The sequence below is a fragment of the Rhizobium sp. AP16 genome (assembly GCF_000281735.1).
Classification (GTDB): Bacteria; Pseudomonadota; Alphaproteobacteria; order Rhizobiales; family Rhizobiaceae; genus Rhizobium; species Rhizobium rhizogenes.
Window position 1 is genome coordinate 89720 of record NZ_AJVM01000009.1, and the last position, 24006, is coordinate 113725.

General features: G+C 59.8%; 25 protein-coding genes. 7 read left to right on the plus strand and 18 right to left on the minus strand.

The annotated features are described in order from the left end of the window. Positions 1-2: 2 nt before the first annotated feature. Complete coding sequence (gene hflK / locus PMI03_RS07130) at positions 3-1043, plus strand: protease modulator HflK (protein WP_007691362.1); 1041 nt, start codon at positions 3-5, stop codon at positions 1041-1043. Continuing rightward, positions 1040-2983, plus strand: coding sequence for a heavy metal translocating P-type ATPase (locus tag PMI03_RS07135; RefSeq protein WP_007691364.1), 1944 nt, complete (start codon positions 1040-1042; stop codon positions 2981-2983). The genes hflK and PMI03_RS07135 overlap by 4 nt, the downstream gene beginning before the upstream one ends. 11 nt (positions 2984-2994) lie before the next feature. On the opposite strand, the gene PMI03_RS07140 is transcribed toward PMI03_RS07135, so the two are convergent. Together PMI03_RS07140 and PMI03_RS07145 are read right to left on the minus strand one after the other, a co-directional pair. Next, a complete protein-coding gene (locus PMI03_RS07140; protein ID WP_007691370.1) occupies positions 2995-3429 on the minus strand; it encodes a hypothetical protein in 435 nt (144 codons plus the stop codon). Positions 3430-3453: 24 nt separating this feature from the next. Next, complete coding sequence (locus PMI03_RS07145) at positions 3454-4005, minus strand: hypothetical protein (RefSeq protein WP_007691371.1); 552 nt, start codon at positions 4003-4005, stop codon at positions 3454-3456. A gap of 272 nt (positions 4006-4277) precedes the next feature. Between PMI03_RS07145 and PMI03_RS31555 the strand changes: the two genes are divergently transcribed. From PMI03_RS31555 to PMI03_RS07160, 4 genes are all read left to right on the plus strand, one after another. Continuing rightward, entirely contained in the window at positions 4278-4451 is a 174-nt protein-coding gene (locus PMI03_RS31555; RefSeq protein WP_007691372.1) for a hypothetical protein, read from the plus strand. A gap of 151 nt (positions 4452-4602) precedes the next feature. Beyond that, positions 4603-5565: a hypothetical protein gene (locus PMI03_RS07150; protein WP_007691374.1), complete on the plus strand. Its 963-nt coding sequence runs from the start codon at positions 4603-4605 to the stop codon at positions 5563-5565. Positions 5566-5568: 3 nt separating this feature from the next. Further along, positions 5569-7503 carry a flagellar biosynthesis protein FlhA gene (locus PMI03_RS07155; protein ID WP_007691376.1) on the plus strand — a complete coding sequence of 645 codons (1935 nt, stop codon included), beginning with the start codon at positions 5569-5571 and terminating at the stop codon, positions 7501-7503. Positions 7504-7567: 64 nt separating this feature from the next. Continuing rightward, complete coding sequence (locus tag PMI03_RS07160) at positions 7568-10750, plus strand: hypothetical protein (protein ID WP_007691378.1); 3183 nt, start codon at positions 7568-7570, stop codon at positions 10748-10750. A gap of 64 nt (positions 10751-10814) precedes the next feature. Here PMI03_RS07160 and PMI03_RS07165 read toward each other — a convergent pair whose 3' ends face one another. From PMI03_RS07165 to PMI03_RS07215, 11 genes are read right to left on the minus strand one after another with little or no spacing between them, the layout of a single operon-like run. Beyond that, on the minus strand, positions 10815-11621 hold the full coding sequence (locus PMI03_RS07165) for an EscU/YscU/HrcU family type III secretion system export apparatus switch protein (protein WP_007691380.1): 807 nt from the start codon (positions 11619-11621) through the stop codon (positions 10815-10817). Further along, entirely contained in the window at positions 11608-12423 is an 816-nt protein-coding gene (locus PMI03_RS07170) for an EscT/YscT/HrcT family type III secretion system export apparatus protein (RefSeq protein WP_007691382.1), read from the minus strand. The genes PMI03_RS07165 and PMI03_RS07170 overlap by 14 nt, the downstream gene beginning before the upstream one ends. Before the next feature lie 5 nt (positions 12424-12428). Continuing rightward, on the minus strand, positions 12429-12698 hold the full coding sequence (locus tag PMI03_RS07175) for a flagellar biosynthetic protein FliQ (RefSeq protein ID WP_007691384.1): 270 nt from the start codon (positions 12696-12698) through the stop codon (positions 12429-12431). 3 nt (positions 12699-12701) lie between these two features. After that, a complete protein-coding gene (gene sctR / locus PMI03_RS07180; RefSeq protein WP_007691386.1) occupies positions 12702-13355 on the minus strand; it encodes a type III secretion system export apparatus subunit SctR in 654 nt (217 codons plus the stop codon). Next, positions 13355-14365 carry a type III secretion system cytoplasmic ring protein SctQ gene (gene sctQ / locus PMI03_RS07185; protein WP_007691388.1) on the minus strand — a complete coding sequence of 337 codons (1011 nt, stop codon included), beginning with the start codon at positions 14363-14365 and terminating at the stop codon, positions 13355-13357. The genes sctR and sctQ overlap by 1 nt, the downstream gene beginning before the upstream one ends. Further along, entirely contained in the window at positions 14362-15681 is a 1320-nt protein-coding gene (locus tag PMI03_RS07190) for a FliI/YscN family ATPase (protein ID WP_007691390.1), read from the minus strand. The genes sctQ and PMI03_RS07190 overlap by 4 nt, the downstream gene beginning before the upstream one ends. Further along, positions 15674-16237, minus strand: a complete 564-nt coding sequence (gene sctL, locus PMI03_RS07195) for a type III secretion system stator protein SctL (protein ID WP_007691391.1) — start codon at positions 16235-16237, stop codon at positions 15674-15676. Before sctL ends, PMI03_RS07190 begins: the two co-directional genes overlap by 8 nt. Next, positions 16234-16851, minus strand: a complete 618-nt coding sequence (locus tag PMI03_RS07200) for a hypothetical protein (protein WP_007691392.1) — start codon at positions 16849-16851, stop codon at positions 16234-16236. The genes sctL and PMI03_RS07200 overlap by 4 nt, the downstream gene beginning before the upstream one ends. Beyond that, entirely contained in the window at positions 16851-17672 is an 822-nt protein-coding gene (gene sctJ, locus PMI03_RS07205; RefSeq protein ID WP_007691394.1) for a type III secretion system inner membrane ring lipoprotein SctJ, read from the minus strand. The genes PMI03_RS07200 and sctJ overlap by 1 nt, the downstream gene beginning before the upstream one ends. Beyond that, positions 17669-18136, minus strand: a complete 468-nt coding sequence (locus PMI03_RS07210) for a hypothetical protein (RefSeq protein ID WP_007691396.1) — start codon at positions 18134-18136, stop codon at positions 17669-17671. The genes sctJ and PMI03_RS07210 overlap by 4 nt, the downstream gene beginning before the upstream one ends. Before the next feature lie 57 nt (positions 18137-18193). Next, entirely contained in the window at positions 18194-18436 is a 243-nt protein-coding gene (locus PMI03_RS07215; protein ID WP_007691398.1) for a hypothetical protein, read from the minus strand. Positions 18437-18901: 465 nt separating this feature from the next. Here PMI03_RS07215 and PMI03_RS07220 point away from each other — a divergent pair, with 465 nt between their 5' ends. Next, positions 18902-19858, plus strand: coding sequence for an AraC family transcriptional regulator (locus PMI03_RS07220; protein ID WP_309574334.1), 957 nt, complete (start codon positions 18902-18904; stop codon positions 19856-19858). Positions 19859-19870: 12 nt separating this feature from the next. On the opposite strand, the gene PMI03_RS07225 is transcribed toward PMI03_RS07220, so the two are convergent. The 5 genes from PMI03_RS07225 to PMI03_RS07245 all read right to left on the minus strand — a co-directional run bounded on the left by PMI03_RS07225 (position 19871) and on the right by PMI03_RS07245 (position 23608). Further along, positions 19871-20866, minus strand: coding sequence for an AraC family transcriptional regulator (locus PMI03_RS07225; RefSeq protein ID WP_007691403.1), 996 nt, complete (start codon positions 20864-20866; stop codon positions 19871-19873). A gap of 228 nt (positions 20867-21094) precedes the next feature. Continuing rightward, a complete protein-coding gene (locus PMI03_RS07230; RefSeq protein ID WP_007691406.1) occupies positions 21095-21868 on the minus strand; it encodes a DeoR/GlpR family DNA-binding transcription regulator in 774 nt (257 codons plus the stop codon). Positions 21869-22099: 231 nt separating this feature from the next. Next, positions 22100-22948 carry a transglutaminase family protein gene (locus tag PMI03_RS07235; protein ID WP_007691408.1) on the minus strand — a complete coding sequence of 283 codons (849 nt, stop codon included), beginning with the start codon at positions 22946-22948 and terminating at the stop codon, positions 22100-22102. A gap of 82 nt (positions 22949-23030) precedes the next feature. Further along, positions 23031-23348 carry a hypothetical protein gene (locus tag PMI03_RS07240; protein ID WP_007691410.1) on the minus strand — a complete coding sequence of 106 codons (318 nt, stop codon included), beginning with the start codon at positions 23346-23348 and terminating at the stop codon, positions 23031-23033. A 2-nt stretch (positions 23349-23350) separates the two neighbouring features. After that, positions 23351-23608 (minus strand): hypothetical protein, encoded by a 258-nt coding sequence (locus PMI03_RS07245; RefSeq protein WP_007691412.1) that lies wholly within the window; start codon positions 23606-23608, stop codon positions 23351-23353. Between the last annotated feature and the right edge of the window lie 398 nt (positions 23609-24006).

Genomic DNA, 24006 nt, shown 5'->3' on the forward strand with positions numbered 1-24006 from the left:
AGATGGGTGCGGTCGGGGATAGGAATTCGATGGCGCAGCATCAGGCCGTTCGCCTGGTGTCCATGCTGCTGTCCGCGATCACGGTGCTTGCGGCCGTCGGCTGGGCAACCTCCAATATCCGGGAGATCGCACCGCAAAACCGGGCCGTCGTCTTTCGCCTGGGCGCCTTGAACCGGGTGCAGGAATCCGGCCTGTTATGGGCCTTGCCCGCGCCTTTCGAAAAGGTCTTGCTGCTGCCCGACGGCGCAACGGTTCTGGAACGCCGGATCGATGGATTGCTTCGTTCGCCGGCCGCGCAGACCGGAGAGACCGGGGCTGAGACAGAAAGCGATACGCTTGCGGGATCGGGATATCTGCTGACCGCCGACGCCAGTGTCGTGCAGCTCGACATCCGCGTCTTTTATCGGGTGACCGACCCCTTCTCCTATGCCCTTCAGCAGGACCATGTCCTGCCGGCGCTGGACCGCCTCGTGACCCGCAGCGCCGTTGTGATCTGTGCTTCCCGCGATCTGGACAGTATTCTGGTCGCCCGCCCGGAGCTGGTTTCCGCCGACAGCGATATCGCCGAGCGCCGCGAACGCCTGCGCGCCGACCTGGTGGACAGCATCAACGCCAGCCTGGGCGCACTGAAATCGAAGGGCATGGGTCTCGGGATCGAGATCGACCGGGCCGATGTTCAATCCGCACTCCCGGCATCCGCCGTGAGTGCGTTCGACGGGGTGCTGACCGCAAGCCAGCAGGCAGAGCAGGCGATCGCGTCGGCACAGAACGATGCGGAAAAGGACAGACAGGCCGCCGATCAGGAAGCCGATCGGATCGTGCAGGTGGCGGAAGCCCAATCCAGCGAACGTCTGGCAAAGGCGCGCGCCGATACGGCCACCGTCACCGGCTTTGCAAGCGCGCAAGGGTCCGATAGCGACCCCGGCCTTCTCTGGCGCCTCTATCGCGATCGCGTTGCCAAAATCCTGTCGAAGGCAGGCTCGGTGGTCACGGTCGACCCCAGGGACGACGCACGCCTCATCCTGCAGGGAGCCGACAAATGAGTGTCGCGACCGATCATTCCCACGGCTCCCATGGCCACGCGCATCATCATGGCCATATGCTCAGTGCCGGCCTTCTGACCGCCAACGAAAAGCAGGCGGTGGCCGTTCAGCTGACCCTCGCCATGATCGCCTTGAGCCTGCTTGCGCTCGGCATCGCATGGCGCTGGCTTGCGCCGGATGAAGAGGGCGTGAGCCAGCTTCTGCTGGCAGCTGCCTCGCTGATCGTCGCGGTTCCAGTCATCCGGTCCGGTTGGCATAGCCTGCGCCATCCAAGCCTGCATGGCATCACCGACCAATTGATCGCTCTTGCAATGCTGGCCGCCTGGGCGACGGGCGACCTCCTGACCGCGGCCCTCCTCCCGATCATCATGATATTCGGCCATGTGCTGGAGGAGCGCAGCGTCATCGGATCGAAGGAAGCGATGGAGGCGTTGGCGCGTCTGACCCGTAGCCACGCACGGCTGATCACGCCGGACGGCTCGACGCGTGAAATCGACAATGTCACGCTGAAGCCAGGCGATCTGGTGGAGGTGAGAGCAGGAGACCGCGTTCCCGCCGACGGTCGCGTCAGGCAGGGACACGCGAGCCTCGACACTGCCCCGATTACCGGCGAATCCGTGCCTCTCGAAGTCACAGCCGGCATGGAGATCTTCGGCGGTGCGATCAATCTGGACGGTCGTCTCGAGATAGAGGTGACCCGAACCGGCGAGGATTCGACGCTTGGAAAAGTCATCGCACTGATGCAGCGCGCGGAGAATTCAAAGCCGCCGATCACGCGGCTCTTGGAGCGCTACGCTCAGCAATATCTGGGCTTCGTGCTGACGATCGCGGCCATTGCCTGGTTCCTCACCTATAATGACCAGATCATGCTGGCGATCCTGGTCGCGGCCTGCCCCTGCGCCCTGGTTCTGTCCGCACCGGCAACGGCGATTGCCGGTATTGCGGTCGCCGCGCGCCATGGCATCCTCATCCGCAGCTCCGCATTTCTCGAAGAACTGGCAGATTTGACTTCCCTGGTCATCGACAAAACCGGCACCCTCACCTTCGGCCGGCTTCGGCTGCAAGATATTAGACTGACGGGCAATACGGACCGGGAAGCCGTTCTGGCCTTGGCCGCCTCTCTGGGCGCTGCCAGCAGCCACCCGGTCAGCCGGGCGTTAGCCTCGCTTGTTTCCCATGACGCCTACCATCCGCTGACCAACGTCCGCGAACTTCAAGGACTGGGTGTCGTTGCCGGCACGGCAAAGGGCGAAGTGGCGCTCGGACGTCCCGAATTGTTCGAACGCCTGTCGGTCGTCGTTCCCCCGGTTCCCTCGCACGACGGCCCGCTCGCGGGCCTTTCCATCGGCGACGAGTTTGTTGCCTGGCTTCTCCTGTCGGACACGGTCAAGCCGGAGGCTGCGGTTGCGATGACGGAGTTGCGGGCACTCGGACTCAACCGGCAGCTTCTGCTCACCGGCGACCGTCAATCGGTCGCACATGCCCTGGCGCGAGAGATCGGCATAACCGATGTCGCGGCTCAGGCCCTGCCCGCCGACAAGCTGAAACGCGTGTTGAGCGAGACGAAAAGCGGCTTCAAACCTCTGGTCGTCGGCGACGGGATCAACGACTCGCTTGCCCTCAAGGCCGGTGCCGTCGGGATTGCGATGGGCGCGGGCGGCGCCGATATCGCGCTCGCCTCTTCGGACATCATCCTGATCGGCAGCGATTTGCGACGGCTCGGCACATGCATCCGCCTCAGCAGGCTTTGCCGCCGGACATTGAAAACCAACGTCATCATCGGTCTCGGCTGGACCGTGGCGATCGTAGCACTAGCGGGGTTCGGTTTTCTTGGGGCGGCGGGAGCCGTCGTCGCCGCCCTCCTCCACAATTTCAGCACCCTACTGGTGCTGGCGAACGCCGGACGGCTGATGCGATATGACGAGCCGCTTATTGCCTAGTTATTAACTTGCTATTCTGCGCCATCATCCGCTTCAGGTGTATCTTCCTCCAGGCTCTCCAGGACGCATTCCGTGCGCCGAACGATACGAGCAGCGCGCGCAAGCCTTGTCTCACATTGGTCGGCAGCCTCCTTCACATTGAGGCGCTCCTCCTCCAGGGAACGGTGACGCTGGCGAAGCTGCTCGAGTTCCGCCTTCACCATGGCCGCTTGCCGTAATGATGTATGCAATTCCTGCCCGCTGACTTGCTGGCCTGGCTGCAACAGCCGCGTCGGCGACGCAGCATCCACTCGCTCGGCTGTGGAACGAAGGTCCAGCGCAAGGGCCGCTGCCTCCGCTTCCATATCAACCAATCGATGACGCAGCGCCGCGAGTTGTCTGGCAAGGCCGTCCGCGCGGATATTTCTGATCAGCAAGAGTTCCGCAAATATGTTCGCGTCATCCATCTGGTCACCATTTGCCAAGACTGATCAGTTCGCCGCGGCAGGAGGCGTGATCATTTCCACATGGCCACTCTTGATCACCTGCACCGTTTCCACGGTTGATCGATTCAACACCGTCTCGACCGCGGAGACGAAAGCGGTAGGGCCTCGCACGATAACAAGATCGCTGGCCGGATCATATCGGATGGCGTCGTCTGGGTAGAGCGGAAAGAGCGCGTCGATCGCGCTCCGCGTCACCTTCCAGCCTCGTCTCTTCTGTTCCAGGATCACGGTGGAAACCTCGCTCTTGGGCGCGATGATGACCCGGCTTCCGTCAAAGGCGACGAACAGATTGCTGACGCGGCCGAGCGCCTCAAATGCGGCGACCCCCTCTTCCTTCACCGACCAGTTCTCCACCTGACCGGTTAGCTTTCCGGTGGTCGTGACCGGTATTCCGGACATGAAGGACAAGGTATCCACCACGTCGGCCACCGGCTGGGACACGACATTGAGGCGTATGTCCTGTCCGCTGGCCGCCGCCTGCACCGTCAACGGCGCCAGCAGGATGAGAAGGGCAATCGAGGATACGCGCAACTTCATCACGATGATCTCCAATCTTTTTCGGCTTACCCCTAGCATCCTGCCCGTAAGTATCACAGATCGCCATTGCCATTTTTTAATATAAAGTTAACATTATTTTGGAATTTAATCGATTAACTCAGATAATATTTCAGTTATTCAACAATATCTAAATATCCTAATTGCGATATCCATATCCAAAATACGAATTAACCGAAATTTAACAACGATATCTTGATTATTACTATCACTTAGGCAATGTTGTGCCTGCTTAATCGCAAAGGAGACAAGCAATGGCTACAACCCCTACCAGCAGCACCTCCACTCTGGATGCTGGCATCAACTCCGCCATCTCGAGCTTCAAGTCCGCTCAGAACGAAGCAACGGCTCAGAGCTTGCAGGTCGCAACCGAGATCACCAAGATCAACGGCGTTGCCAACGCCATCAAGAAAATCGGCCCGGGCTGATGCTTTCGGCGAAGCCGACCATGGTCGGCTTCGCCCCCTTTTTCGTTACCAAGCCCGTTTATGGCACCGCGCCTTTCCCTCATCACAGTGATTGTCTGACGGCTCGGATTGGCCGGAAAGGCGTCCGAAACAGAAACCGCCGTTGAAGATCATGCGTACGGTTCCATCTCCATCATCGGTCATTTCCAGCAAGACAACGGACGGCAACGACGCGCCGACCTTGCGTATCGCGCGTGCCGGGCGAACATCTATCCATCACCTTGGCTCGGGGACATACACCGTCGGTGGCGGCCAGACCTGTGACTTCGTCATTCTGGGCTGCGATCCGGAGCCCGCATTTCGCCTGCATGTTTCCGATGTGACAAAGCGAATGACTATCACCATCGAAGCACTGCGCGACGGCGTGGCCATCAACGATTCTGTCCTGGATCGCGGCGAGCGCACTTCCATCGGCTCCAGCGAAACCATCCGCTTTGCAGACATTGAGTGCCGTATCGAGAACCTCTCTTCGTATCCGCCTGCCCGACAGCCCCTGACCTTCCGCAGAATGGCGGCCGCCTGCCTTCTGATGCTCGCAGCTCCCCTCCTGTACATCGGCTTCGGGCCGAACCGGGAGCCGGCGCCACCCGTCCAGACGGCGCAAATCAAAACGGTCGCCCCGCAGCCGACCGCCGGTTCGATCACGGAAGAGCTAGGCGAGGCGATGCGACTGGCCGGCCTGCAGCTCGGTGCGAAATTGGCGGACAATGGAACCGCGATCCGCATCGGCGAAGGCTCCAAGCCGCTCGACATGGCCAGCAAGACACGATTGGACGGCATTCTCGCCGCCATTTCGCGCCGCAGCCCCGTTCCTGTCGTCGACATGACGACGCTCTCGTCTGGCCTGGCCGGCTTCGTCGCCGCCGCCGGCTATGCACCTGTCAAATTCATCATCGGCAACGACGGCCGGCGCTACCGCGAGGGAGAAACAGTTTCCGGCGACTGGCGTATCAAGGAGATACGCCCGGGGGAAATGGTGGTCGCCCGAGGCAAGGAAACCGACACGATCAGCTTCGATCCCGCGCCGGACAAGAAACTCCGGCTGGCGCGCACCGCAGGCGACGGAGGAGCGTAATTCATGATCCGCATCCTGCCGCCAGTCGCAGCCATCGCCAAACGAACCGATATCCTGTTTGCGGGATTTTTTGCCGTTATCGTCGTCATGATGGTGCTGCCGATGCCGACGGTGCTGATCGATGCGATGATCGCCTTCAATCTCGCCTTTGCCTTCGTAGTCCTGGTAACGACGATCTACCTGCGCAACGTGCTCGATATCTCCACCTTTCCCGCCGTCATCCTGATCGGGACCCTGTTTCGTCTCGCTTTGACGATTTCCACGACACGGCTTGTGCTCGCAGAGGGCGATGCAGGCGAGATCATTTCCGCGTTCGGTTCCTTCGTCGTTGCCGGCAATGTGGTCGTCGGTTTGATCATGTTCCTGATCGTGGCGCTGGTTCAGTTCATCGTCGTGACCAAGGGCGCTGAAAGAATTGCCGAAGTCGGCGCCCGCTTCACGCTCGACGCCATGCCCGGCAAACAGCTTGCCATCGACAGCGATCTGCGCAGCGGCCACATCTCCGGCGAGGCCGCCCAGAAGCGGCGCTCGCAGCTGGAACGGGAAAGCCAGTTCTTCGGCGCCATGGACGGCGCCATGCGTTTCATCAAGGGCGACGCTATTGCCGGACTGGTGATCGTCGCGGTCAATCTCCTCGGCGGCCTGGCGATCGGCATCTTCCAGCGTGGATTGAGCTTCTCCGAAGCCGCCCAGCTCTATTCGCTGCTGTCCATCGGCGATGGCCTCGTGTCGCAGATCCCGTCGATGCTGATGGCCGTTGCCGCCGGCACGGTCGTTACCCGCGTCAGCGCCGATGAAAGCACCAATCTCGGCAGTGAAATAGGCCGTCAGTTGATCAAGGAGCCCCGCGCCCTCGGCATCGCCGCTGCAATCACGCTGGGAGCCGGCCTTATCCCCGGTTTTCCGACCACCGTCCTCTGGCCTATCGGCATCGGCCTTGCCACGCTGGCGCTTGTCCTGGTCCGTAAGCGCAGATCCCAGTCCCCGGAGCTCGACGCCGCAACGGGAATAGCTCATCAGCAGAACGGCACAGCCACCGCCGCCCTTGATCGCGCAAAATATGGTGACCCCATCGTCGCGACGCTCTCGGCCGCCACCATGTCCCGGCTCGAGGCCAACAACCTTGGCGGCCATCTCGATGCGCGCATCCGCGTCGCCGCCCGCGCAGTGGGCGTCGCCATTACCGTGCCGACATTCAACGCCGATCCCCGCATGGGGGAGGATATGATCCATATCCAGGTCGAGAATGTGCCGGCCGGGCTTATCTCCTGCAAGGCCGATCGTCCGGCGGAGCTGATCGCCCAGGATATCGTTCGCATCGTCCGGCGTCATACCGGCTCGATTTTCAGCGTCGATGACGCAACGCAATGGCTTGCGAGCCTTGAGCCTCGGCTGGGCAAACTCGCCATCGACGTTCGCACCCAGGTTTCACCGATGCTGCTGGTCGCCGTCATTCGACGCCTGCTCGATTCCGGCGTCACGCTGTCACAACCGCGTGGCCTTCTGGAGACAATGCTCAAGATCGAACCGCACGAGCAGGATCCGGACAAATTGGCCGAGAAGGCGCGATGGGCTCTGTCGCGGCAGATTGCCTTCGGTCTTCTTGATCAGCGGGGACTGCTGCCCGTGCTGTCGCTTTCGCCGGAATGGGAACGCTTCGTCCGATCCTACAGCGACGCCTCAGACAAGACGGAGAAGGAAGGGATCAGCGAAAAGCTGCGCCGGTTGGCGAATGAAACCAAGGATGCCCTGGTGGATGCCAACGAGCGCGGCTTCGATCCGGTCGTCGTCATGCCGGGCGAACTGCGCTTCCTGACACAAGCATTGATGATCCGGCACAATTGCCGCGTGCCGGTCGTCGCAATCGAAGAAATAGACCACGACATCACCTCCGATGTCGTGGGCATGGTCGGAGTGCAGCAAGAAAACGCTGCGTAACAACAAGCCCGATCAGGCGTGAAACTGAACACAGTCGCGATACCTATCCAAGGGAAACAGACATATGGTGGATTCCGTCAATAACTCGACCTATCCCGACTTCCTGCAACAGGACATGTCGAAAACCGGCGATCTCCAGAACGAGGCGACGAAGCGCCTTGTCGAGGAATACAAGAATGCGGACCGCAGCTTCGAAAGCGTCGACGTCGCGAAGAACCCATCGAAATATACGGCCGAGCAGAAGTTGATCATGTTCCTTGATCTCCTGCAGTCGAAGGCCAACTACAAAGGTTACACGGATGCCGTCGGCCAGCACTATTCCTGGTACGGAGCCGATGCCAACACGACGGCCGGCGTCGTCCTGCGCACGCACAAGGAAATCAAAGCCGATTACGACCGGGCAATTTCCTCGCTGGAAGCCGATACCGATGTTCAGACGCTTCTCAACAAGCGCCTGTTTCAGGAAATCAGGGAGATGTTCGCGGAAGGCAAGAATCCCGAGGCCTATGCCGCCTTCAAGGATCATTTCGCGGCGAATGTCGTCAGCGGCAAAATGCTGACGGACGGGCTGGCCGCCGGCGAACCGCTGCAGGAGGTTCTCAACAACTACTCGTCGGCCCTTTATTTCTATTCCCAGGTTCTGTCCGATGCGGACTTCAAGAGCATGGCTCCGGAAGCAGATAAGAATTACTCGGATTTCCTCCAAACAAACCTTCTGGACGGTTCGGCACCTACGGACGCACTCGACGGCCTGGCGGGGAGCACGAATGGCGATAGCAGCGCACTCGACAAGCTCCCCGGTTTCGGCAGCGTCTTGCCGGTGGTGCCCGATAGCGAGCTGGCAACCACGGTCTTCGGCGACGGCCTCTACGACAAGAACCTGATGCAGGCGCTGTCGGGCCAGACCGAGCTGTTCCGACCGACGGTAGAACTGCTCGCCAAGCAGATGTATGGCGACAACAAGGTGGCAGCGGACGCGTTCACTGCCAAGGTGATGGAGCTTCTCCCCACGGTTTGGGACCAGATGGCCAATGGCGGTTCGGCGCTCGATTTCTACGGGCTTTTTGATCGACTTTTCCAGAAAATCGAGGCTCCTGCCGGCGTCAATGTCACGGACTACAAGACCAGCATCCGGGAAGCGGTGGGCGCCCTTGTTCAGGGCGGCGCGCTCGTTTCCCAGGCTCAGCCGACAGACATCGCGCAGCCACTCGTGGTTCGGGACGCCGATGGCAATTTCGTTCGCCAGTCTGGCCTCAACACCTATAGCAAGGACGAGATTTCCGCGATGATCGCGGCCGCCACCGGCCTTGCCGGTCGATCGCGTGCCGACAGCAGCTCGCGCAGCGGCGAAAGCCGATATGATTCCGATCCGGCCAATACGGCAACGCTCGAGCGAAAGATGTTCGGCACGGAAAACCACGCCTGGGATAGCGCGGTGAGCGGTGCGTTTGCCTTCAAGGACGTGGAGACCGCCGCCTCCAAGCTGACGGATCTGGTCGGCGACCGCGCCCCGGACCTGACGATCACGGCGCCGATACCGGTCAGAAACGGCTATGGTTTCGACAGCGTGTTGCCGACGATGGCCGATAGCGGGCTCGCCACCACCGTCTTCGGAGACGGCCTCTACAACAGCGACCAGATGAAATATCTGTCGGGCAAGAGCGAGTTGTTCAGACCGACGGCGGAAATGCTCGCCAATCAGTTTTTCGGCGACAACAAGGTGGCTGCCGACGCCTTCACCGCCAAGGTGATGGAGATCCTGCCTTCGCTTTGGGACAAGATGACCAGTGGCGAGATGTCCGCGGCCGACTTCCAGGGACATTTCGACCGGCTTCTTCAGGACGTCCCAGTCCCCGACGGCGTCAATGCCGCCGACTACAAGGCCGCGATCGAGGATGCCGTCACCGCGCTGATCCAGGGCGGAGCCGTTGTCGCGCAAACGGAACCCTCGGATATTTCGCAGCCGCTTGTCGTTCGCGACGCCAACGGCAATTTCGTTCGGCAATCGGGTCTTAATACCTATAGCGACAGTGAGATCTCGGCGATGATCGCCGCCGCCACCGGTCTTGCCGGCCGATCAATCACGGATACGCATACCCGCCAGCCGGAAGGACGCGGCGGCGCGGACGAGAGCTACAAGTCGACCGTCGACAACAAGATGTTCGGCATCGAAGGCAAAGCCTGGGACAAGGCCATGCTGGAAGCCTTCGCGACCAAGGATGTGGAAACGGCGTCGACGAAACTCTCCGATTTCGTCGGCAACTATTCCGGGGACTATGAGGTGACGCGGCCGAAGGCCGTTACCACCCTGGATTCGACACAACGAGCCGAGAACCTCGCCACCGTGCTCCAGCCGACCATTTCGACGATGGCTCAGGACCTGTTCGCGAACAATCTGCCGGCGCAGCAACAGTTTTCCATCAACATCATGTCGATCGTCACCTCCGTTTGGGGCATGGCCAAGCCCGGCGGCGATGTCGCCACCCTCATGAAGCAATTGCGGGAAAAACTCGAGGTCGAGGTCACACCGCCGCCGGGCGTGGAAAAGAACAAATACTTCAACGCATTGATGGATGGCGCCAATGCGCTCGTCTACGGCAGCGTCATCGCATATCGCGCGACGACCGGGCGCGTCAGCACGCCGGATGCCATTGCGGCGACCGTTCTCTACGGCACCTCCTTTGCGTCCAAGATTCTGAGCGGAACCGGGCATTTCCTCTCCACTGTCGAGGACGTCGGCAAGCTGTTCGGCAACGGAGCTTCCTGGAATGCGAAGGCATCCACCATGTTTGCCGCCGATACGCTCAAGATGGCGTCCAGCGCCTTGGGCGCCGTCATCGGCGTGGGTTGGATCGGGCTCGACATATTCTGGACGATCGGCGCCAAGAGAAGCGGCGCCGACGCGCTCGAACTCTCGATGTATTCGATCGCGACGATCGCCGACAGCGTCGTCGGCTTCGGTTCCGTCATCGGTGCGGCAGCCAAGGGGCTTCAGTACGGCATTCCCGAGCTTGCCGGCGCGCTTTCCTTTACAAAGACCTTCAGCACGGTCATGGGCGTCGCCAGCCTCATTTCCAACGCGATCTGGCTCGGCATAACGGCCTATGCCGACATCAAGGAAGCCCGCGAGTTCGACAAGCTGACGCACCGGATGAATAACGAGACCGAAAAACTTCTCGACGATCCGATCCTCTTCAACGGCCCCCGCATTCCGGCGGGCGGTTGGCCGGACTGGTCTCCCTGGTGAGACAAATTCGGCCGCCTATTGGTCAATGAGAGAATTTCAACCGAAAGCCGGGAATGGGCACAGCCTATTTTCCCGGCTTTTCCCTGCGCGGCGGCGCATTGCGCATTTCCGCGCCGACACGGCGGCGTGCCGATTTCAGATGTGGATCGCCTTGCGTATCCTTGTGTTCCCGCCGGGCTTCCGTCTTGGTCATGCGATGTTCGCGGCGAAACAACAGGCGCGAGATGGACAGGTCGAAGAACGCCGCGGCAAGCATGATCGCAGCTGCGACGACGACGATGGTGCCGATCAGATGGGCGGCAACGGATAGCGAGCAGGCCTCGCCGCAAAGCGGCGCCCAGAAAATGCCGTTCAGAAAATAGAGGACGGCGCCGCCACCCGCGACGGAAAGGAGAATGACCTTGACGATGCCTTTGAGAAACTCCACCAGGTTCGTCACGGAAAAGAGCTTCATGATCCCACTTGCCGGATTGAGCCGGTTGAGATCGAAATTCATGTGCTTCGTCGACACTGGGAAACCCTGGCCGTCGAGGATCGAAACGGCAATGGTGATCGCAAGACCGAGCAGCATGGGCACCCACAATATGCCGAATAGTATTTCGGCCATATTAGTGACAGCCGTCAAAGGAAAGCCAGGATCTGCCTGCGGACTTCCGGTAAGGCCTGCAGCTTCAAAACCGACACCGAAAATCCTGGCGAAATCCCGCAGGATATCGCCGAGTGCCCAGGCGAGATAAGCGGCGATCGCCAGCACGGAGATGGCAACCGGGATTTCCTTGGAACGGGCAACCTGGCCTTCCCGCCGCAACCGGTCGAGCTTGACCCGGCTCGGCGGCAGGCTCTTTTCTTCCGTATCGTCATTTTTGGACATCGGCAGTCTCGAAGATCGACTTCACCTCGGCAAAGCCCCGGATCCATATTTCGTTGAAATAACTGCCCGCGAACATGGCATAGAGCACCAGCACGGCAGCCACCGCCAGGTTCTTGAACGTCGCCACGCTGTCGTTCAGCGGAAACTGCTTGGCAGAACGGCCAACAAAGCCGAGCGACAACTCGATCGCGCCAATGATGATGACAAAGGGCGCTGCCAGCAGCGTGCCCATCCGGAAGAGTTGGATGAAGATATCAAGGATGATCTTAAGCGCATCTCCGTCGAAGGCGGGTTTCAACGTGAACAGCGGCCAGAATTCGAAGGATTTGTAGAAGATGGCGACGAGGTCGGTAATCCCTCCGGTTGCGACAAAGATGGCCAGCGCGATCGACATCAGCACCGAACCGAGCGTCGTCGTCTCAAGCGCATTGACCTGATCGAAGAGATTGGCCGCATTGGCCCCACGATAGACATCCGTCATGTCGCCCGCCGATTGCGCGGCCCAGAAAGGAATGCCGAGCCCCATGCCGATCAACCCGCCGAACACGAATTCCTTCAGGAACAGGACACCGAGGATGAGATAGCTCGTCTGGCCCTCCGCCAGCACCGCATGGGCAAAGGCGACGGCCGGCGCGGAGAGACCGATAGCAAGCCCGATCCGCAGCAAGCCGGTGATGCTGAAAAGAGAGAATAGCGGAAAGATGGAGAGAATGCCGAGCGCCCTCGCCGCCCCCAGCGCCATCGCCGCCGGGATCGCGGTCTGTAAATTGACGACGGGGAACTGGGCAAGGCTCGTTTCCATCCGGCCTATTGCACCATGGTCGGAAAGTCATTGAATATGTGGATCGAGTGCTCCAGCAAGGGCGTTGCCAGCGCGCGCCCGAAAACGAGTAGCACGAAGGACAGGACGAATATCTTGACGATCTGCGCGATCGTCTGTTCCTGGATCTGCGTTGCCGCCTGGAATATGGCGATCACCAACCCCAGGATTGCCGCAAGACCGAGCATCGGGCCGGCGAGCGCGAATGTCGCAAGGATCGACGCACCGATTTCCGCCGAGATCTGCTCCTGTCCCATCACTCAGCTCGCATAGGAAAGCACAAGCCCTTCAAGCAGCCGGCGCCAGCCATCGACGCCGACGAAGAGAAGCAGCTTGAAAGGTGTGGAGACGACCGTCGGCGACATCATCTGCATGCCCAAGGCCACGAGAATGGCCGAGACCGCGAAATCGATCATCAGGAAGGGCAGATACAGCAGAAAACCGATCTCGAAAGCGCGGGTCAGCTCAGAGACGAGAAAGCTCGGCGTCAGGACGGTGATGTCGTCGGGGCTTGCAGGCAGGGTCGCGGTATCGCCCCAGATGCGTTGCGACGAGTTGACGAAAAACTGACGAACCTCCTCATCGGAGAATTTCATCATGAAGGCCTTCAACGGCGCACCGACCTCCGAAAGACCGGCCGCCAGACCATTGATCGTATCGAAGTGGACATCAGCGCGCAGAAGGACTTGCCAGCACTGCTGAAGGATCGGGTTCATCACAAAGGCCGACAGCACGATCGCGATGGCAAAGACCAGCAGGTTCGGTGGCGTCTGCTGGATGCCGATAGCATTGCGGACGATCAGAAGCACGACGGCGATCTTGGTAAAGGAGGTGGCCACGACCGCGATGACGGGCAAGATCGAGATGGCGGCCATCGCCGCCAGCCCCTGGGTCAAGGGAAAGGCGGTTTCCATCAGGCGTGCAACGCGGTGACGCGGACGGCCGTGAGGCCGTCGAGTGTGACGATCTCGCCGCGGCCGATGATCCGTCCCTGGGTGACGATCTCCACCGCGTCCTGTTTCGGACGGTCGAGCGGGAAGACATGGCCTTCCGCAATGCTCTCCAGTTCCGATAGCGGCAGCTCGATCCGGGCTATATCGAAGACAAGCTTGACGGGAATGTCGCCGATAGACGCGATCGTCGGCGGCCCCTGTAAATCCTGGTCGATTGTTTCATTGCTCATGAAGTGCCTCATTGGTCCATTTGGCCGTGTCAGCAACGGTCCGCACAGCGTCGCGCCCTCGTTCGACAGCGTGCAGGCCGCCAGAAAATGCTCGCCGGTGACAGCTATTACGGTCTCGGCCGCCGTAGGATCGATCACGATCCCGTCGCCGACCGAAAGCTGCTTGAGTTCGCGCGCGGAGATAACCGCATAGCCGCGCCGGATGGCAACCTCAGCCGTCAGAGCGGCAAGGCGGCGGCGCGGGAGACGATTGGCCCATCGCCTCAGACCCATCAGCATCGGCTCGGGAAAATGACCGCATAGCGGCAAGGAAAGCCCTTGCCATGTGACTTCAAAACCGAAATTGCCAGGCAGTCCTTGGGGGGCCGAAGGGCCGACTTCCGTCAAGGTGATCTGCTTGCCGGTCTGCGTTTCGACCCTCTCGAGAACATCCGACAGCAGATATTCCAGCACGGCTGCACAGGCAGGTGGTGAAAGACGGTCCCATTGCGCCAGCGGCTCCAGCCGGTCGACAAGCAATTTGAGGGTGGCGCCCGGCGCCAGGAGTTCGACCGGCTCTCCCGCAATGGTCAAGCTGAGACGCGCAGGATCGCCCATCCTGTCCATTGCAATATCAGGAGCAAGCGGCCGGATCGCCAGCGTGCTGTCGCCGAAGGGTATCTGCCATGGTTCGCGCGCCTGCGGGACTACATGTCCGGAAGATAGGCCCGCAGGCGAGAGGTGATCAAAGGCCGCGTTCATCGGGCCAGCTCCTGCAGCCTGGCGACGGTTTCTTCGAAGGACGGCGCTTTCGCATGTCCGCTGAAAAGAAAATTCCCGATCAGAGTTCGCTTGCGCACGGCTTCATCGATCGCAGCATCGCGCCCATCCTGATATTCGCCGACGCGAATGAGAAGCTCGACTTCCTTGTAAAGCGCCAGCATCGAGCGCAATCGGTCAGACGCTCGCCGGTGCGTTTCCGTCACCACCGCATTCATCGTTCGGCTTCTGCTTGCCAATATGTCGATCGCCGGAAATTGCCCCGCCTGGGCGATCCTGTCGGAAAGAACGATATGGCCGTCGAGAAGCGCGCGGGTTTCTTCGGCGATAGGGTCCGTCCGTTCCTCGCCCTCGACCAGAACGGTGTAAAAAGCCGTCATCGTACCCTCGGCGCTATTGCCGGCGCGCTCGAAGATCTGCGGCAGGAGCGCGAAAACCGAGGGCGGAAAACCGCGCCGCACCGGTGGCTCGCCCGCCGCCAATCCGATCTCCCGCAGTGCCCGCGCCAGGCGTGTGACACTATCGACCACGAGGACAACGCGCTTGCCCCGGTCCCGAAAATGCTCGGCAATCGCCGTGGCGGTCAGCACGGCTTTGAACCGTTCAAGCGCCGGCCGCTCGGACGTCGCCGTGACCAGCACGGCGTTTGATCGCGCCCCGGCAGGCATGACGAGTTCGACGAACTCCCCGATTTCGCGGCCGCGCTCGCCGACCAGCGCACAGACGACGACATCGGCGTCGACATTCTTGACGATATCGGAAACCAACGTCGATTTTCCCGCGCCCGGCGGTCCGAAAATGCCGACCCGCTGGCCCTCGCCGCAGGTCAAAAGCCCGTCTATGGCCGGAATCCCAACGGGCAGATGCCGCGCAACCGGGCGGCGCGCAAGAGGAGCCGGCGGCGACGCATAGAGAGGCTGGCTGGTTTCACCCGCCCGACCCGTCACCCCCTCGGCCTTGCGGATGATATTGCCATGCGCGTCGATGACGGCACCGAGTAGGAAGTCTCCGACCGCGATCACCGGCTCGCGCCCTGTCGGGATGACTTCGGTACGGACCGATATGCCGCGGGTCGTCCCATGCAGCGACAACAGCGCCGTCTCCCCCTCGATGCCGACGACATCCGCAAAGCCGACCTCATCCGTTCCCGGCTCGCGCAGCTCGCAGAGTTCGCCGATACGCACGGCCGGAACATTCGCGCGCACCAGCAGGCCGGAGACGCTCGTGACCCTGCCGCTCGCGCGGCGCGTCCGCGTCTGGTCGATCGCTTTTTCCAGTCTCGCCAGCGCTTCAACCACGGCCCGCGGCCTCCACGAGCGCGATGATCTGTTCGCGCATGCCGATATGGGCTCGGCTCATCGATGTCTCCATTACCATCTCCTGTCCGGACAACAGGGGGTCGACGAGGATGTCGAACGAATGAATCAGCCCTTCGGCGGCACGGCGCACCAGCGCCTCATCTTCCGGCGGCACGTAAAGACTGATCGTCTGCGTGGCGGCCGTATCGGCAATTGCCCGGGCGATGATCCGGCGAATGCGATCATCCATGTCCATGGAGCCAACAATCTGCGCTACAGCCTTCAACACGACCGGGCCGATCCAGTGGTCCAGGTCACCCAGCTCCCTCTCGGCCTTGCCGGTGGCTTCGGCAAGAGCCTCGGAAGCCTTGCGCAAACCGTCAGTAAATCCGTCCTGATAGCCGGATTTCCGCGCTTCCTGCCGCTCGTCTTCCGCCTTTACATGCATGTCCGCTGCGGACTGAAGGGCGGCAGCGACAAGATCCGTGGCATCGCGGATCTGCCCGAACTCGGCCGCTGGTATGATCCGCCGCTGGCTAAAGGGGGCTGATGTCACCGCCGGCTCTCCCATTGAGCAATCGCAGCGGCCTTGCCGATGGCAAGTGCGGCGGAGCGGATCAGCGATATCGAGCCGCCGTCCCGCCTGCTTTCCCAATCACCAAGCCAGATCGGCGCCAACCCACTGTCGGCCAGCCAAAGGCCGAGTATCGCCCAGCCATCCGCTTCGACAAGCCGCCGGACCTCCTCGTCCTCGAAACCGAGCAAGACAGGCGCCGGCGCAGACAGATGAGTGTGGCCGAAGGCGAATGCCAGAACATCGTCGCCGAAGATAGCGGTCAGCGCCGCCACTTTGTCCTTGCTCAGCACAGGACCGGCGGCGGCGAGGTGATAGGTCAGGCCTGCTGACAGCGCCGCCTTCCGCTGCATTTGCGGTAAAAGCGTCAGCAGATGACTGGCTTCGATCGGCAGACAGGCGGGATCGCCACCGATCTCGGCGCGTGCATGGAACAGGCGTGACTGCAGCCTCGGTGTCGCATCCAGACGGCCTAGAAGGTCGGCATCGATTTCGCTCAACCACTTTGCTCCACAGCCAGCTCCTGCGAGTGCTGCCCGGCGAACCGCCACATCCCTAAGCGCTGCCTGTTCGCCATGCCCGCCCGCCCGTGTCATCAGCTTTCCTTCCGTCGCGGGAGGAGAAGAATGAGACTGGCGGCAATCGCCAGCAAGGCTGAGCCTGCGATCGAAAGAGTGCGATAATCCAAAAAAGAGGTCAGCCCGTGCGTCGCAGTTGCGATCGCGACCTGCGCGGCCGCCTGCTTGGGTTCGGCCGCGGCACCCGCGGGCGCGGCTCCAGCGAGGGAGCCGATCTCCGACCAGGGGCTGACCACCACCGATACATCTTCGTAGGCGAGACCCCGAACGCTGTTGAGCAGCAAGGACCGGCTCTTCATCTCGATATCAACCAGATTGGCACTGGGTCGGTATTGCAACAGCGCTGAGGCACGCGCCTTTTCCTTGATGAGACCCCGCCCATTGTCTTCCGGAAGCACGATATGCACGCGGGCGGAGGCGACGCCATCCAATGCCGATAGCGTCTCGCCAAGCTGCTGCTCGACCGCATAGGTCATCCTGGCTTTCTGCTCGAGCGGCGTGACCAGAAATCCGTCGCCGGGAAACAGCTCCGCCATCGTGCGATGCGGCAGGCGCGGCAGACCCGCGTCGGAGAGTAGCTCGATTGCCCGCGCATGATCGGTTTCATCAACTGCGATCTTGAAAACATCGCCCTTCTCGCCCGTCACCGTAGCACGGATGCCGGCACGCTCCAGCAGCACTTGCGCATCGCGCGCGTCCCGCTGATCAAGGCCGGTCAGGACATCCTCACTGCAAGCCGACAGAAAGGCAGCACAGACGAGAACGGAGAGGATTCCCGCCGCGCGGCGCAGGAATGACGATGAGAGCGAAAAGGGCAGCACCACGGTCAAATCACTCATTGGCCTTGCGTCAGCCGCTTAGAGGACGACATGACAGATTGCGTGAGAGAGGAGATGAGCGTCGTGCCGGTGGCGAATTGCTGAGATTTTTCCAGCCTGTCGATGGCGCTCTCCAGGTTCTCCGTCTTCGCCGGGTGGCCATTGGCCTCACCCGGTTTCTCGACGAACCGCACCAGCGGTGTTTCGGGCGCCGTACCCTTCGGCATGATGAAAGAAGTAATGCGATCGAGGAAACTCGAAGTCTTCGTCTCGATCGGCGTGGGATCGAATGCCGGAGCCGCCTCGCCGCCCGGCATGATCTTGCGCAACTGTATGCCAGGCGAGACCGACTGTTCGACTTGAAGGCTCTCCCGATCAGCTCCGATCCGGAGGGAAACGGTCTCCACCGTCTGCAAGGGCGCTCCGGATCCGATCGCATCGGCAGGAGGAACCAAGGCACCTCTGGGAAGGGCATCACCACTCATCGGAAACTCCTTGTACGCAATACGATCCGCTTGGTCAGTGAAAGCGAGGCCGGAGGACTATTCCTGATCGCCCTCGTCGATGGCGTCCTTCGCAAAGTTGAAAAGCGTGTTGTTGAGCATCAGCGTGTTGGAAACCATGCTCGGCAAAAACGCTTCAACCGCAGCATTCAGGACCTCTTTCTCGCTATTGGGATCAACCTTCTTCGTCGTGTCGCTGGTGCTTAACGACGTGGAGCCGGGAGCATCCGCAGGCGTGGCTGGAATCGTCGCCGGACTTGAGGTTACCGCTTCAATCGCCATGCACGTTCTCCATCTGGAAGAGCTGATCAATGCTGCATCAGGTAATATTTCGCCAAAATCATGGTGTCAATTCATTAATTATAATAGATAATTAAAAACCATGGCAAATTATGGAGCATCAATGATGCATCTTTTCACCAAGCCTGTGCCAAAATTGGATTCTTGTTTAAAAACTACAACAATAAGACACATATAATCCGAAAAGCGAATATTATATCCGTAAAACGCGCAAATATTTGCTTTATTATTCTTTGTTGATGATATCGAATTCTTGTTTCGAAATGCCAGGCTGGGCTGCCGAACAATCCGTTTACCCATATTCCAATTGAATATGCGTCCGCGGGCGCCATTTACGCAGCGTTTACAGGGCGCACCCTAGGCATGAGGGGCATCAATGAACCCTATCGCCATTGATGGGCGCTCCGGCATACGAGGCAAGGCATGAAGTTACCATTGAAACCGGCGATGACCGAAGGAAGCCTTCGCTACAGCGGGAAAGATCCGGATGGATTATCAGAGGCGCTTTCAACGCCGGCATCGACGATAAGGGTCAAAACCACCGCAAAGAAGACCATCTCCTACCGATGCGAATTCGCATCCGCCGGTTCAATCTCTTTCGGCCTGTGCACCTATGACGGCGATTTTCGACTGACGCGTGAGACAGATAGCGGCAAGTTCCTGATGTTCATTCCCTTGAGCGGAGAGGCAAGTTTCAACACCAGCAAGGAGACGTTTGGCTCAAGGCCGGGGCGCGGCTTCATTACCAATGGAATACCGTATGGCGACATGCACATCATGGGGCCGCGACAGCATCTGATCGTGATCCATGATCGAAATGAGATGATCAACCGGCTCAGCGGACTGCTGGAAACACCTGTCGGCGGCAATCTTAACTTCCATCCCGATATCGATCTGGCCGCCGGTCCGGGGCGGATATTGCAGGATCTGGCTGAAGCAACCTTTAGCGGGTTGGCGCAGGATACAGCCTTGCGCCAATCGCCTCTCGCATTGTCAAACCTGACAGGCGCCATAACCAACCTCATTCTGGAGACCGTGCCGCATCGCTTTTCAGAGGCACTTGCCAGGATAGCCCCGGCGCCGGCGCCACGCCATGTCAGGCGTGCCATCGACTTCATGCAGGCCAACCTTATGCGGCCGCTCTCGATTGCCGACATGGCGGCGGTATGCAACGTCAGTGTGCGGTCGCTTCAGAAGGGTTTCCGGGACTTCAAAATGACGACGCCCATGGCATACCTCCAGCATCTTCGACTGGAAGCCGCCCATAGGGAACTTCAGGAAGCAACGCCGGGACTGACTGTCGCGGCAATCGCCCTGAAATGGGGCTTCACCCATTTCGGTCGTTTTGCCGTCGACTACAGGCTTCGATTCGGCCAATTGCCGTCGCAGACCCTGCGACGATAATCCATGCCGGTTTCAGCGGCCATCGGCGCCCACTGAATGCCCGGATCGCAATGTATGCGACGGCAGACAGCCATAACTCTTCCTGTAATCGCCCGAGAAGCGGCCCAGATGGGTGAAACCCCACTTCTGCGCTATGGCAGCGACGGATGTCGCGGGATTTGCCATGATGAGATCCCGATGCGCAGCCTCCATGCGCAGATTGGTCAGATAGGCCATGGGGGACATCCCCTTGAAACGCTTGAAGCCTTCCTGCAGCGATCGAATGCCAACCTGGGAAGCCTGCGCTATGTCGCCGATCGAGATCGGCTGCGAGAGATTGGCCTGCATGAAATCGATAGCACGTCGGATATGCCGGGGAGATGGCAACGCCGGCTGCCGGGCCAACGCGCCTGAAAAACGATGCGGCACGTTTTCAAGCAGCAGGTGGATCAATCCCGTGGATAGACAGGAAAGGGCGGCCGGCGATTGCAGCAGGGAGGCGTCGTCATTCAATCCGGTCGCCAGAATTGTTGTCACGCGGGAAAAGGCCAGTCCGGCCTCAAGGCGCAGGTCGAATTCGGGCGCAAGATCGATCGAGCCAGAGATGGGTTGCTCCAGCATGGCGGACAGTAGCCGGACAACCTCGTTCTGATTGATAATCAGCGAAAGATGCTCGCGGTCCCCCTCGATCACGACATCAGACAGGCTGGTCATATCGATGATCGTGCCTTTGCCGGGTTCGGAAACATGGTGCCGATTGGACGACGATATCATTGCCGCGCCCGAGAGTGGGACGTAGATCAGAAACTTGCTGTCCTCAGCCTTCTGGTGAAACCTCAGCCCCCCCTGATATGCTGCGCGACCAACGCCAAGTGCCTCGGCGGCAACGAAATCATATTCGGCGGAAAATCCCGCATCGCGCAGGGCCTCGACCCTTGCTGGAGCCTTGCAACGGCTCAGTATCTCAGAAAATTCATCCGCGTCGTTGCCCCTGAAGGTTAAGGACGAACCAGGTTTCTCGCGCTGCATTCCGGTGTTCCCGAACTAGAATGAGATGAAAGCGCTGGGCAATATTGCCGTCGCGCTTATCCAGAGACGCCCCACCGTCCACTTCCTTGCCAACATTATCACACTAAATGTGTAGTTTTTATTTTTTGTTTATTTAAGAACATAAAATTTTCGTTTTACAACAAAAAAAATCCAGCGCAGAGATTTTCCGCGCTGGATCAACCGCTCGCTCAGTCAGTTCAAATGATTTCAGGCGATATGCAGCCGGACGCCCGAAGCTCCGATCACTCGCTCCAGGGGCCCTTCCGGGGGCAAGTCCGTGACAAAATCCGAAACTTCCGTGATCGATCCCAGCGACACGAGTGCTGCTCGATGGAATTTGCTGGAATCGGCAACGAGCATGACGGAGCGAGCCTGGCCAATCGCGACACGCACGATGTCAACTTCGTTTTGATCGTCGTCCCCGATACTGCCGTCTTCTTCGATACCGCTGACGGCAATGACCGCGACATCGAACCGGAACCGCCGCACGAACTCGACCATCGCATCGCCGATAACACTACCATCCACATGGCGGACGAAACCGCCCGGAACGGCAATGGTGAAATCCGTTCGATCCATCAGGATCATCGCGGCGCGCAGACTGTAGGTGACAACCTTCAATCCTTTACGCTCGGCAAGCGCCTCCGCGACCGCCTCGCAGGTCGAGCCTGCGTCGAGAAAAAGCGTCGCGCCATTCGGCACGAGCTCCGCCGCGCGGCGGGCAATCCGGCGCTTCACGTCAACCTTGTCGACACGCCGCTGACGATAGGTGCCAGGATCGATCGGACTCGCAAGGGCGGCCCCGCCATGGTAGCGGCGCACCTTCCCACTATCCGACAGATCAGCAATGTCGCGCCGGATCGTCTGCGGCGTGACGGAAAGTGCAGCCGTCAACTCCTCGACCGAGGCATAGCCCGTTTTTTCGAGGAGGCGCAGTAAAGCCCGTTGGCGGATCGCCCTTTTCTTCAGATTATAGTCCATTGGCGTCACGTAATTCCAAGTCCAGCACCTCGAATCCCAACATCATGCGCCGTCCGAGACACCCTTATTTGTCGTCAGACCAAAGATGAAAGCAAGATGTTCCTGTCGATGCCGAGTAGACTTTTTATGGAATCGGATCGCTGCACTATTCCACTACAACGAGCACTCTCTTCCGGCTCACGCTTGTGGAGAGCCGTCGAAAGCAAACGCAACAGAATTGGGAGCGACGTCTCATTGCCCGGAATTGAACGCGGGTGCGCTCATTCCTGAGCTGAGGCTCTCCACTTCGTAGGTCCAGACCCGGAATGCCTTCAGCACATGCGGTCCGAAGGAATTGATGAGCGGGATATCGGCGGCATCGCGGCCCCGCGCCACGACGATACGGCCGATCCGCGGCTTGTTGTTGCGCGGATCGAACGTATGCCATGTTCCATCGAGAAAGACTTCCATCCAGGCACTGAAATCCATCGGATCGACGACGGGAACGCCGATGTCACCGAGATGGCCGTTGACATATCGGGTGGGAATGTTGAGGCAGCGGCAGAGCGTGACGGCCAGATGTGCGTAGTCACGGCAAACGCCGACACGCTCGTGGAACGTCTCGAATGCCGTCCGCGTCGATCGCGCCTGCATATAGTCAAAGCGGATGTGGCCGTGAACGAAATCGCAAATGGCCTGCACGCGCGCCCAGCCGGGCGTGGTCGCGCCAAACGTATCCCAGGCAAATTGGCTCAGCCGATCGGTTTCGCAATAGCGGCTGCCCATGAGATAGACGAGACAATCATCCGGTAAATCGGAAACCGGGACCTCCCGAGCATCGGGCAGTATCCTGTCCGTCTTGCCGTCGTCCTCGATCGTGGCGTCGCCCCAGATCGTCAGGTCACCCACCGGTGCGACAAGCCGGAGGCACCGGTTGCCAAAGAGATCATGGTACGTCGATGTCGGGACGTCGGGGATGGTAAATACAGTTTCCGGCGCTCTGATATCCGCAGCGCGATCGTCGTGGACCGACAGCAGGCAAACCAGGGCCGTCGGCTGCTGGCAGGTCAGGGTCATTTCGTAACCGTAGCGGATCAGCATAAAGAGGCTCCTGTGCAGCAAGGCTAACAAGCATGTGGACGTTCAGATTTCGGCGGCATTTTTCGTGTTTGGCTTTCTCGTTTCACGAGAGCCATGGTTTCGCTCCCTGAGCATGACCGAAAGTCTTCTCCATGAGGGTCTCTCTGCCACCGGATGAAGCGCGCGCCGATTCCAGCTGGTCCTCCATCATTACCCGTTCATGAGGCTCGTCCTCATTGCGGATGCGGTATTGCAGCACATTACCTCTCGGCGGCAGCGTACCGGTGATACGGTAGGTGCTTCTGAATTTGGGCGCGGCCATGCCGGGGGCCTTTCTTATCCAGACGGCCTGTCCCACGGCAAAAAGATGCATGGCGGGATCGCGTCGGATCGGATGGGCACCGCTTTTTGTATCGGTCATGATTATTTATGGTCCTTTTCGAGTGCGATTTCGAGATCGGCTGGATTGATCGATACCATTTGGTGCTTTGCTCCCTGCGTGGCCATTGCCGGCAGATGAATGAAGGTGCTGACGCCTCGCCAGGCAAGCCACGAGATTCCCTCGATGACTTCCTCATCGTGATCGACGCGGTATTCGCCGGCCGGTTGCGGCGCGTCGAACCCAGGCAACAGGAATGGGAACGAAAAGCTAACGACGGTTTGCGTGGTGCGGTTGGTCATGGCGCGGCTCTCCGCTGGAAGACGCCGATGCATCTCCCTGCACTATTCTCATCGGAACCGGAACGATCCGGACTCGGCCGGTACATCCAAGGTCCGTGCGAGGGATCATCGAAGGTTCGGACAGTGCGACGCGCGCTGGAACGGCGCTATGCGTTCGCTATCGAGAACTCGGTGACGCAGGCGGGTCGTTAAGTCTCAGACACCGCGAAAGCCGGAAAAGCTCAAATAATTGAACCCTACACATACGACTTCATTGGGGCCCAATCAAGGATAATTCAGATTTCATTGCGAATATTCATCAATAAAATTCAAAAATCTCAAAATAAAATACTGAATTAATATCCATATAATTGGCGCCAATCATCTAATGTAGGTTATAATCGGGAGCAGAATATCAA